We start from the raw sequence: 10,695 nt of genomic DNA, 5'->3' as shown, positions 1-10,695 counted from the left end.
CCGCCGAGCCGTTCCCAGGCCCGGCGGGCGGGGCGCCACCTGCCTGCCCACGAAGAGAGGGAACCCGTGCTCGCCGCCACGTTCGCAGTCGTCTTCATCGCCCTCTGCGCCGGCCACCAGGTCGGCGACCACTGGATTGACGCGGCGACGGCCGTGTCCACCTTCCTCGGTGTCTCGCTTCTGCGGGGAAGTCGACGGGTGCTGCCCGTTCGGCGATCCGCTCGTGTGTCTCAGTTGGTGGGCGTCGCTGTTGCGCCTCGGAGTGCACTCCTGGGGGTGACGGCGTGATGCCGGCAGCCGTGTTCGCCGCGGTGTTCGCTTTCCATGTCTGGGCGGATCATTGCTGGCAGACGGACAGGTGGGCAGCGGTGAAGGGGCGTCCCGAGCGCGATGCCGATGGGCCGACATCTGCCGAGTCGTGGCGTGCTTGCCCACGTCGCCGTCTATCACCTGGTCATGGTCTTGATGCTCGCGGTGATGACGGTCCTACTCGACCTTCCCATCGGCTGGACCGGGGCCGCGGCGGGATCGCATTCTCGGCCGTCACCCACAGTTTCTGGGACTGCCGATGGCCGGTCAAGGCATGGAAGGTGCCGCGTACGGCCAGGTCGCGTCAGGCGTGGCCGAGGAGTTCCTCGCGCCGAGCCAGCGCCCACGCGCGCTCCTCCTCGATGTCCGGGATGAAGTTCTGCCGCAGGAATGCCGCCCAGGGGTCCGCGCCGAGCGGGCCCAGGCGCGCTATCCGCTCGGTCTCGGCGCGCTGTAACCCCGCCAGCGCGTCCAGTACGTCGGCCGGGTCCGCACCGTAGGCGTCGCAGAGCAGCCGCAGCCGTCGCGCCAACGGCGCCCCGGCTGCGCCGTAGCCGACCCTGTGCTGACGGTCGGGAAGCCGCAAAGGCGCGCTGTACCAGGCCAGTTGTGCGAGGTCGTCCAACGCATCGCCGGGGATGGCCAGGTCCCAGTCAATGACGCCCACCAGGCGGTCGTCCGCCCAGACCGAGTTCCAGCTCGTGAGGTCGCCGTGGCGCATGATCAGCCCGGGACGCCAGCGGGCGTCTGGGTCGCACCAGACGGCCTGCGCTGAGGGCCGGAAGTCGCGTACGGCCTCGTGGTAATCGCGCAGCCATCGCCCGAGCGCGGTGACGCCCTCGTCCGCGAGAAGCGCCCGTGGCCACGGGGACAGCCCGACTTCGCCGTGCAGTAGCGACACCACCTCGTGGCCGTCCACAGGACCGTCACCCAGGGCGCGCGGCACGCCAGCGAATCCCACCTGCTCCAGGTGGCGCAGTAGTTCCCGCACTGCGGGGGTCCACACGCGCCAGGGCCTGAGGATGGTCTCGCCCTCACGGCGCACCGTCGACAGGCCGCCGCGCATCGATTCACCGTCCTGGATCATGGTGGAATCCTAGACGGGTGAGTCCTATGTGATCAGTGGTCATACGCGATCAGCGAGCGGGTCACCGGTGCAGCGGTCTTGAAACCCCGTCAACCCCTTCTGACCAGCTGATCAGCACCTCCCACACACCGAGGGAAGCTCAGGGCCGGGCCTGTTGCGGCGGTGGTTGTGCGATCTGAGGGCAACGATGGAAAGGGGCGGCCCGCGCTCGGGCGGTGACCGGCATCTTCGTCGGCGAGTGGCGGGTGCGCCTGGCCGAACACTTCGGCCCCGCCCTGACCCGTACGGAGAAGGCCAACGAGGCTACTGTGACGCCGGGAGTCTCCCATGCCCCGGACACCACCGTCACCCAGGGCTGGTATCGGGACTACGTCAACCAAGAGGGCACGATGTTTGCCGAGGACTGTTCCACGACCTGTATCGGGTGCAGGTGCCCGCAGTGAACCACCCACAGGCTGTCGCGGCACTCGATGCGCTCCTCGGCGCCGCTGGCAGCCTGGCCGGACTTGCAGGCCCCGACGCCTGGCGCCCGCCGTCGGTCGCCCGCCGTCGGTCGCCTACTGGTGCACCTACTCCCGTGCCTGGACCCATGTCAAGAACCTCTACGGCCTCAGCATCACCACCTCTGAGAAGGCTGCCTTGACCGAGATGCTCGACACCTGCGCGTAGCGGACGCGCCCGGCCTGCCCCGGCTCAGGGCAGGCCGGGTAGTTGCCGCGTGTGCGAGTAGCAGAGCTTGACCGTGGTGGGCTTCAGTACTCGACAAGCCAGGGGAAGTCGTCGGGGTTTCGCATCTGGGTGAGGCACACGAGCAGGCCGTTGTCCTTGACGCCGTCCTGGGCGTCGCGCAGGCAGGGGGCTGGGGCGAGGAGAGCCGTCAGCTCGTCGGTGACCGCAGTGTCGAAGAGGGTGTCGAGTTCGGCGGGGATGGGGTCCTCGACGAGGCACAGCCAGGCCAGGGCGGCGCTCACGCGCACGTCCGTCGGCCGGTCGGGGTTTCGCCACCACTCGTGCAGCTGTGCGACGGTTGCCGGGTTTGCCTTCCTCCCAGGAGAGTTGGCCGATCGCCAGAACCAGGCAGGCGCGTGTCACAGGGTCGTCCTCGCGAGCGAGGAGGGCGTGCAGGGCGGCCGGGGCGTGTCCGGGTGGGGGCAGCGCGGCTGCCAGGGCGTAGGCGGCGGCCTGGCGGACGGCCGCTTCGCGGTCCTCCAGCAGGAAGCACAGCAGATCCGTGTCCGCCGCCACGGCCTTGCGGGCCGCCTCGATCGACCAGGTCTCCAGGTAGCCGCTCGTGTCGATGAGGATGGTGCCGGCGAGTTCGCCCGCGCGCAGGAGACCGGTACGTGAGCCGTCGCCGAAGTGCTGCCGACGCGCGACCGCGCCGACCAGGAGCAGGAGGGCGGCGCGGTGGCGGGGGTAGGCGAGCGCGATGCGGATCAGGAAAGGGACAGCCAGAGCTCCGGGGGGCGGAAGTGCCGCCTTGATGGCAGACCCGGTTCCACAGCGTGCCGAGGGCCCGGTCGGAGGCCTCATCGTCACCGAGGCGGATCGCTGCCAGGTCTCACCGTCGGCGGTGGTGCACTGGAGGTCGAGGACGATCTGTCCCTCGGCGGGGGTGCGGTATTCGAGATCGAAGGTGAGGGTGCCGGTGCCGCCGGTGGCGATCGGGCCGCACTGCGCGGTGGTGGTGATGGCCTTGGCCATGACGGCCGCTCGCCGTGGCGGTGACGGTGGCCAGACCGGGGCCGGCGGTCTGCCATAGCGTGACCGCAGCGACGACCTGGTTGACGTCGGTGATCCCGTCGACCCAGCCCCCGGTGATGGTGAACTGCGGTCCCCGAGTCTCGCGGCGGTGGTCTTCCTCGGCGTCCAGCTGGCGGCGCAGCAGCGTGACCTGTTCCTCGGCCGCGCGCACCTGGTCCTTCGCGGCCGTCACCTGTTCCTCGGCGGCGCGGGCCTGGCGCTGGGCGGCCTCGGCCTGGAGCCGGGCGGTCTCGGCGGCGGCCTGCGCGGCCGCGGCGCCGTCCTGGGCGTTCTTCGCCTGGCCCTTGGCGATGGCCGCCTGCCAGGTGGCGGCTCCGGCCGATACCCCGCCGAAGACCGCAGCCCCAATCGTGGCGGCCAGATTCCAGTCCAGGCTCACGCTGTCCTCCCCTTCCGGTCCGGCGGCCTCCGCCGGACCGGCCGTCAGCCGTGACGGTGTCGGGACACGTCGTAGAGCAGCCAGTAGTAGGGGGACTCCTCGTCGGCGGGATAGAGGCTGTCCAGGATCTCGTCGCCTCGTGGATCGTCCCGTAGCGCGAGCCGTACGGCTGCCTCCACACGTATGTCCTCGTCCGGATCGGTGAGGCAGGTGACGAGTGCGTCGGTGGCGCCCTGGTCGTGCGTGGGCGCGAAGGCGAGGGCTCGGCATGCTTGCCTGCGTACCGCCGCGTCTTCGTCCTTTGTGCGTTCCACGGCTGCGGACAGGGCCTCGTGATCGCCTCGTTCGATCGGGCAGTGCAGCCCCGAGAGTGCCGTTTGCCGGACTTTGCTGTCGATGTGACGGGTGAGTATGGTGAGCGGCCGTTCGCGACGCGGGTCCGGGGTATCGACCAGTCCGGCGGTGAGCACCCGAGTGACGCGGGGGTCCGGCTCGCTCGCCACCCAGGGCAGGAAGAGGTCGACGAGTGGTCCGTCGAACGGCGCATCGTCACTCTCGTCGAAGAGGTTCATCAGGCGGATGACCTCCGCGCCGAAGTAGCGCTCCAACGGGTCGGGCCGGTCGCGCAGGGCAACGGCCGCATTCCAGGTGGTAGGGCCGTGTCGTCCCGAGAGCGTGGCAGTCGTCGCCCACCACACCTCGTGGTCGACGTCGGGCTCGGCCAGAGCGCGGGAGAGCAGTTCGTCGAAGGGCGTCGCGATGCCGTACGACCTCTCCAGATTGGTGAGTATCGCCGCGTGCCCGGTTCTGACGGTCAGGCTGCCCAGGGACAGTTGCTCGCAGACGAACCCGGAATCGGACGAGACGGCACTGCGATCGACCGGACCCTGCCGGCCGCTCTTGCGGCGTAGCTCGGCCACGAGGTCCGTCTCGTGCCAGTGCCTGGCCAATGCCAGGGCGTCGCGCCCTTCCGCGTCCTTGATCCACATATGGGCGCCACGGCCGACGAGCAGGTTCGTGATGTCGCAGGCGCCCATCTCGATCGCGCGAAGCAGCGGGGTGCGGCTGAGGGCATCCGCACGGTCCGGACGCGCGGATGCCGCGAGGAGGGTCTCCACCATCGGGAGATCGAAGGCTTCCACCGCCAGGCACAGGGCAGGGGTGCCGTGCTCGTCGGCAGTGTCGGGGTCGGCGCCTGCCCGCAGCAATGTGTCTACCACCTGCGCGTCCCCGTTCCGTACCGCGGCTATGAGTGGTTCCACCATCGTGCCTTTCGTTCCCGCTCGGCTGGCCCGTCGTACAGCAGGACAGGCCCGAGGAAGCCTAACCGCCTGCAATGTGGTCAGGTTGTCGTCATCGCCCAGGCGAAGAGACCTGCCGACGATCCTGAGTGCTGCTCTTGGCGAGTTGGCGGGATGAGCATGCGTTGTCGAGGCATTGTCAAATCCTGTGGACTGGCCAGACAGCCCAATGACCGGTGATCAAGCAAGCGGCTTGCGGTAACGGACGTACTCGTTCTGCCGCCGGAACCCCACACTCTCGTAAAGCTCGTAGGACCGGTGCGGGTTTGCCGTGCCCGTGAACAGCCGGGCGGTCGTTGCACCCTGCTCACGAAGGCTCCGCAGCCCGTCCAGCAGTAGGACCCGGCCGATTCCGAGGCGTCGCTGGTCCGTCCGGACACTCAGCTCTTCCACCTCGCCCACGGTGTGGTCGTGATGGCGGATGGAGCAGAGGGCGACGCCGACCATGTCCTGCCCGTTCCAGGCAGCCCTCCAGCATGCTGGGTCGGCGGTGTCGACGAAGTCCTGGAAAGGCCATCTCTGAGCGAAGCCTGTGTCCGCGTACGAATCGACTACCGTCCTCCAGGCTGCACGGTAGTGGCTCGTCCCGATCGGCCCTTTCCGTATCCCGGCTGGCAGGTCGCTGCCCGGCTCGGGCACCTGCTGCAAATCGCCCAGCTCCAGCTCGACCAGGCTGAAGACACGTCGGTAGCCAGCTGCGCGCAGCAGCCCTGTGGCGTCCTGCTCGGAGGCCATAGCGTTCGCGCCGATCACTGCGGTCCGCGCCGTTCCATGCTGTTTGACGAGTTGGCGGATCCGCTCTTCGGCCCAGCTCAGCATGGCTGAGCCGATGCCCTGGCCGCGATGTTCGGGCAAGAGGTAGCCGCGGTGCAGGTACAGCCACGTATCGTCCCGCTCTTGCCACCACCGGATCGTCGAGTAGCCGACGACGCTCCCGTCGAGCACCACCAGGATCTGGTTCTTGGACGGCTCCTCCAACTTGGCAGAAGCTTCGGCGATCTCGGCCGCTGTCGGGAGCCCTTCCACAACCGAACGGACATCGACCCGGTCCCGTTCAACACATCCCAGCCGCACCGCAGCCATGGCGCCGTGGTCTTCGTCGCCACGATACGGCCGGAACCCGAAGCCGACCGGAAGGTCCTGTCCTACCGTGCCATCCAACATGACCGGATGTTCTCGAACTTCGAGGCAGGTCCGCCACCCTATTCACGCCGCGGTCGTCTGGGGCCGTTCAACGAGCTCTCCGCTCCTACGCGGAGTTCGTTCTCAAGTTCCTGGGTCGTTTCGAGGCGACGGAAGACGAACGAGCCAGCCCCGCCCGGACCGATCGCCGGCGGTGTGACGTTGCCTACTGCCCCCAGAGCCATCGGGCTGCCCGTCGCCATCGCGACACCGATTCCGATGTCGAATCCGTCGCGCATTGGTACCTCTTCTTGTTTCAAAACCATGCTGTCCTCCTGTCTACATTCCGCAACGAGTAGGAGCGGCACTCATGCCCAGGGGTAGCAACTGCTCGCCGGTCAAGAGTGCGGGCCGGCAGGAGGGTCTGGTTGCCGGTGCTCCAGGCGTGGCTGGAGAGTTCGGCCATCTGCCTAGACCTCGATGGTCCTGCGTGCCGCGGCGGAAATCACGGGGAATCCTGCACTGCGGAGGGTTTCGAGGAGGGAGGCCACGGTGGCTCCGGGATGCGACGACGGGTTCGTGGACCGTCGCCTGACGGTCGTCCACCTGGCCAGACGCTCGTAGTTGCTGCGATGTCCCCTGCCGGAAGGTGCGTCACGGGGGGAGGAAGGGATTCAGGACGAGAGAGATCTGCCTGTTGCAGTTCAGACAGAAGTCCGTGCCCAGCGTGCGCATACGGCAGTCGAACTCCCCGCGGAAGACCCCGCAGTGGAAGAAATGGGCGCCTTCGAACGCGCCGAGAGTACCGGCTGCGACCGGTGAGGGATTCGGGTCGCAACTGGTGCAGTCGCCGTTGCTGGTGGTCGGGACCGGGGTCGCCGGATCGATGAGGAAGCCCCACTTGATCGTCGCAGGCGTGGTGCCGACGGTGATGTTCGGTTCGAGGGGCTCCGTCGCGGGGTGGTTGTTGAAGGCGGTGTCGGCCAGGCAGTACTCGTCGGCCAGGTTGAAAGCACCGTGGCCCAGTTCGTGCAGGCCGATTTCCATCGCAGCGGAGCCAAGCGAGAAGACGGCCGCCCGTCCACCGGATCCCCCGAACTCGGTGCTGTTCACGATGACCACGATGGCACGGGTGTTCGGCACCTGGGCTGTGGCGACGCTCTGGGCGGTGGTCTGATCGATGGTGAGCAGGCGGCGGGTCTGGCCGTCACCGCAGTACGTCGCGTCGAAGAAGGTACTGACGGTCGTGCCGGGTCCGGTTGTGACACCACCACAGGTAGCCGGGCTGTCGGCTCCCGAATCGGTGGAGGCGACGTCGACGCGGTGGACGTTGATGGCGTCGGCGAGGCTGTCGAACGGCGCCGCCTTCAGCAGTGCCGTGGTGAACTCGAGCGCGTGGAGGTGGAAGTTCGCCAGCTCCGCCGACTGGTAGCCCTCGGAGAGGATGACCAGGTTCCACCGGTCGGTGTCGGGGCCGTGATCGAGGATCTTGGTGACACCGATGACGGTGCCGTCGCTGGTGGTCACGGTTGACTCTCCAGGTCGAAGCGGGCCAGTTCGACCGCCGGATCCCATCTCGTCTCTCGGTCGATCGGGCTGCTGTGCAGAACCAACTGGCGCGCCTGCGCGTCGTCGGGAGCAAAGAGCCAGAAGGATCCGGCGACCTGTTCCACGGGGACCGGAGACGGGACACCGCTCTCCGAGTCGAAGACCTCGTCGTCGAGTGCGATCGGGTTGTACATCATCTTGCTGTAGAGCACCCGATCCTCGGCGTCGCGCAGTTCATACCAGAAGCCCATGTGGGGTTCGTCACCGATCTCGTCAGAGGGCGGCACGACCGTCGTGAGCCTCTCCGCGGAGACCAGCCGCACCTCTGAGCCCTCGTATTCGAGGCTGAAGCGCACTGCGGCTTCGGACATTTCTCTTGCCCTCCGGGTCTGCAGGCCACGCCGGAACCTCGCGCGGACCGGGTCCCGGATACGGCGCACATGGTTCGGTCCGGCCTTCGGCCGTCCCCATGTAATCCTGTGCGTGTTCGCGCGCGGGCAGGCGAGGTCGTGGCTGCGGGATCGTCGGGTTGTTCCATGGTCACGGCGCGCCTGGTGGGCCGCGACCTCCACGTACTGGCCGCTGACGGGCCTGTGTCGGGTCCAACCGTCAGGGCAGTCGTCTCTTCGATCATTCGACCACTCGGGTGACCTATCGGCAAGTCGACCGGCAGCGTCCAGGCATTGGTCCGGTCGGCGGGCGGCTCCGCCAGTGGAGCGAGCTCCACCCGGCCGGGGTCGGCGAGGAACGCCGCGTGCGCGACCAGGGCCTCGTACTCGACGTCCTCATCGATGCGCAGCCATTCGACCCGGCCTCGCAGAAGCTTCTCCGCCGGGGAGGCCGGGACGGTCAGGCGGTCGCCCGGGCGCGACCCGTGGACCGCGAACAGGTTCTGCAACCACCGGTTGGGGGTGGTGGGGTGTTCGACGCCGGATCCGGCGACCGGGCTGGTGTTGGAGGTGCAGGCGGTGCACCGGCGGCGCGCTCCCGCATCACCGCAGGTCACCGGCCCGGCCGACGATCCGCCGCTATGCTCCTCCGTCGTTGGCACAGATGGCGTAGGCCGTGACGTTCACGTTGGGGTCAGTGCCGTTGTTGGTGGCATAGACACCCCACGCATCCGCACGGTTGTCCGCATTCGTGTCACCGGGGCCGGAGAAGGTGACGGTGACGTTCTCGCTGTGCTCGTTGATGTCGTAGCCGCCGCCGGTGGCGATCTTTCCCGTCGGGCAGTACGCGGAGGCAAACGCGGTGGTTCCGGGGGGCACAGACACCGGGTTGCTGTGCACGATCTGTGCCCCGGTGACCCCGTTGCCAGCGGGGGTTGAGGGGGCGGGGTTCGACTGCGCCGCGCTCTGGCTGCAGCTGATGTTCTGTGTGCCGGTGAACGTGTTGCCCTGTCCGACCTGGCCGGCCGGGAAGCATGCGAGCGTGATCGACGGGCCGTCGAGCAGCGACAGCAGCCCCTCGCCCTGAGCTTGCGCGCCGCCGGCGCTGAGGAACAGGACCGCTGTGACGGCAGCGCCGAGCACGGCGGAACTCCGAGTAAGCCTCACGTGGGATCCCTGACGTAGCTGGGGGCGGGACCGGCTTCTGCCGGGCGTCTCCCGTCCTACAACCCCTGCTCGTTGGAGCAGGCGCGGCTCACGGCGCGCCATCCAGATGGATCATTCCGATCACTCGGGTGCCGCTGACACCTACCGCCATGGCTGGCCGCCCGGAGGCCGCCGCCACGGCTCGGGACTGTCTCGTGGATCACCGCTGCGGAGACGAGAAGGGGCCAGAGGGTTGCGGCGCTGTCGGCCTGCACCTGTAGCGGCGCCAACGCGAGCGCCGACGCTCAGCCATTCGCGGCGGCGCTTGGGCTCGGGCCCAGCAGCACGACGGGCCGGTTCGGGCGGTCGTCGTGGGCGCAGACCCGCTCTCGGGCGAACTGCCGCCCCATCTCCTGCATGGCGTGCTCGTCTTCGTCGGTGTCGGCGGGTTCGGGCAGGCGGCCAGCAGCTGCCAGGCCCACTGGCCCAGCGCCTGCTCGGCCGCCTGCGGGGTGGCGCAGGCCTTCCCCCAGTAGGTGTGGGTGTCGATGTCGGTGAGCAGCAGATCGGAGGTGATCAGCACCTGGGCGGCGTCGCGCAGCGCCTGGGCGGCCTCGCGGACCGTCAGCTCATAGTGCTCGGCCTGTTGGTGGGGCGCGGCCGCCCAGCCGGCCTTGTCCTCGTGGTCCTCGCCACGGACCGTGGCGGTTTCCGCGCAGCCCTTGCGCTCGCACGTCCACCGCGACCAGGCCCCGCGGCCCTTGACCCGGCGTCACCGCGCCCGGTGAGTTCCGCCCCGCAAGGGCGGTGAAGTTCCACCCTGCGCTCGGACACTGTCTGTTTACGCCGCGAGGGTGTGACCTTGCTGGTGCCGCTGGCGGATCTCGATGGGCGTGAGGTAGCCCCACTCGGGTGCCTGCGTAGACGCCTACGGTTATAGAAGGTCTCGATGAACACGAAGGCCTCCGCGCGGGCGGTGGCGCGGTCGGGCCAGATCCGGGTGCCGATCTCCTCCTTCAGTACGGCTCCTGGACGTACTGCCGCAGCTGCTCGTGCTCGACGAGCTTGCACGGCTTCGGGCGGCGGGCTTGCCGGTCGGCGTGCCACTGTGCGACCGACGCCCGATAGTCCAGGCGCCCGCCCCGGGTGGCAGCGTTGCGCCGCAGCTCGCGCGAGATCGTCGACGGTGCGCGCCCGAGCCGGCGGGCGATCTCTCTCACGCCGCATTCCCGGGCCCGCAACAGGGCGATCTCCTCGCGCTCTGCGAACGACAGGTAGCATCCTGACGGTTCCTCAAGGTTGATCGGTGGCATGCCGCCACCTTCACGGAACCATCGCGGTCCAAGCGGCATTGACACCCCGGCCGCGACAGCGGCCTCCTCGCTGGACAGCCCCTTTGCGATCAACCGCCAGAACTCCTGCCGCTCCGCCCGCCGGTTCACCGGGGGACGACCCGGCGACCGCAAGGGCGGACGACCCGCCTTCAGCGCTGCACGCGCCCTTCCCTGAGCCACAACATCCTCCTCGATCGAGGTGTTGCGACGATCAGTTGAAACCGCCTTCGCTGCCGCGGTCCGAGTGAGAGATGCAGCCGCGTTCCAGGCCGCCGCGGCCGGCGGCCATCCGTAGCGCGGCCACCGGCAGCTCGGC

The 10,695-nt window shown here is 68.8% G+C and carries 10 protein-coding genes and 1 pseudogene; 2 read left to right on the top strand and 9 right to left on the bottom strand.

Features of this window, described 5'->3' with window-relative positions; all coding sequences use genetic code 11:
* Positions 1 to 613: 613 nt before the first annotated feature.
* Positions 614 to 1,396: a phosphotransferase gene (locus ACFU7Y_RS30635; RefSeq protein WP_380770348.1), complete on the bottom strand. Its 783-nt coding sequence runs from the start codon at positions 1,394 to 1,396 to the stop codon at positions 614 to 616.
* 215 nt (positions 1,397 to 1,611) lie between these two features.
* On the opposite strand from ACFU7Y_RS30635, the gene ACFU7Y_RS30630 reads away from it, so the two are divergent.
* Positions 1,612 to 1,839, top strand: coding sequence for a hypothetical protein (locus tag ACFU7Y_RS30630; RefSeq protein ID WP_380770347.1), 228 nt, complete (start codon positions 1,612 to 1,614; stop codon positions 1,837 to 1,839).
* Positions 1,840 to 2,148: 309 nt separating this feature from the next.
* Here the strand turns inward: ACFU7Y_RS30630 and ACFU7Y_RS30625 are convergent, their stop codons facing one another.
* On the bottom strand, positions 2,149 to 2,367 hold the full coding sequence (locus ACFU7Y_RS30625; protein WP_224277535.1) for a hypothetical protein: 219 nt from the start codon (positions 2,365 to 2,367) through the stop codon (positions 2,149 to 2,151).
* Between the two features lie 85 nt (positions 2,368 to 2,452).
* Here ACFU7Y_RS30625 and ACFU7Y_RS30620 point away from each other — a divergent pair, with 85 nt between their 5' ends.
* Entirely contained in the window at positions 2,453 to 2,743 is a 291-nt protein-coding gene (locus ACFU7Y_RS30620) for a hypothetical protein (RefSeq protein ID WP_380770346.1), read from the top strand.
* A 214-nt stretch (positions 2,744 to 2,957) separates the two neighbouring features.
* On the opposite strand, the gene ACFU7Y_RS30615 is transcribed toward ACFU7Y_RS30620, so the two are convergent.
* The 7 genes and pseudogenes from ACFU7Y_RS30615 to ACFU7Y_RS30585 all read right to left on the bottom strand — a co-directional run.
* Positions 2,958 to 3,539 carry a hypothetical protein gene (locus tag ACFU7Y_RS30615; protein WP_224277538.1) on the bottom strand — a complete coding sequence of 194 codons (582 nt, stop codon included), beginning with the start codon at positions 3,537 to 3,539 and terminating at the stop codon, positions 2,958 to 2,960.
* Positions 3,540 to 3,583: 44 nt separating this feature from the next.
* Positions 3,584 to 4,804: a HEAT repeat domain-containing protein gene (locus ACFU7Y_RS30610; RefSeq protein ID WP_380770345.1), complete on the bottom strand. Its 1,221-nt coding sequence runs from the start codon at positions 4,802 to 4,804 to the stop codon at positions 3,584 to 3,586.
* 216 nt (positions 4,805 to 5,020) lie between these two features.
* A complete protein-coding gene (locus tag ACFU7Y_RS30605) occupies positions 5,021 to 6,004 on the bottom strand; it encodes a GNAT family N-acetyltransferase (RefSeq protein WP_380770344.1) in 984 nt (327 codons plus the stop codon).
* A 612-nt stretch (positions 6,005 to 6,616) separates the two neighbouring features.
* Positions 6,617 to 7,489: a M64 family metallopeptidase gene (locus ACFU7Y_RS30600; RefSeq protein ID WP_224275562.1), complete on the bottom strand. Its 873-nt coding sequence runs from the start codon at positions 7,487 to 7,489 to the stop codon at positions 6,617 to 6,619.
* A complete protein-coding gene (locus tag ACFU7Y_RS30595; protein ID WP_224275565.1) occupies positions 7,486 to 7,881 on the bottom strand; it encodes a hypothetical protein in 396 nt (131 codons plus the stop codon). The genes ACFU7Y_RS30600 and ACFU7Y_RS30595 overlap by 4 nt, the downstream gene beginning before the upstream one ends.
* Before the next feature lie 657 nt (positions 7,882 to 8,538).
* Positions 8,539 to 9,042: a hypothetical protein gene (locus ACFU7Y_RS30590; RefSeq protein ID WP_224275567.1), complete on the bottom strand. Its 504-nt coding sequence runs from the start codon at positions 9,040 to 9,042 to the stop codon at positions 8,539 to 8,541.
* Positions 9,043 to 10,070: 1,028 nt separating this feature from the next.
* A pseudogene (locus ACFU7Y_RS30585) lies at positions 10,071 to 10,559 on the bottom strand (transposase); the annotation flags it as partial.
* Between the last annotated feature and the right edge of the window lie 136 nt (positions 10,560 to 10,695).

Origin of the sequence: Kitasatospora sp. NPDC057542 (assembly GCF_042801945.1) — a bacterium.
Lineage (GTDB): Bacteria > Actinomycetota > Actinomycetes > Streptomycetales > Streptomycetaceae > Kitasatospora.
This window is presented reverse-complemented; position numbering and strand designations above follow the sequence as displayed.

Coding starts and splice junctions, on each gene's coding strand:
- ACFU7Y_RS30635 (WP_380770348.1), bottom strand. CDS start 1,396: ATGATCCAGGACGGTGAATCGATGCGCGGCGGCCTGTCGACGGTGCGC.
- ACFU7Y_RS30610 (WP_380770345.1), bottom strand. CDS start 4,804: ATGGTGGAACCACTCATAGCCGCGGTACGGAACGGGGACGCGCAGGTG.
- ACFU7Y_RS30605 (WP_380770344.1), bottom strand. CDS start 6,004: ATGTTGGATGGCACGGTAGGACAGGACCTTCCGGTCGGCTTCGGGTTC.
- ACFU7Y_RS30595 (WP_224275565.1), bottom strand. CDS start 7,881: ATGTCCGAAGCCGCAGTGCGCTTCAGCCTCGAATACGAGGGCTCAGAG.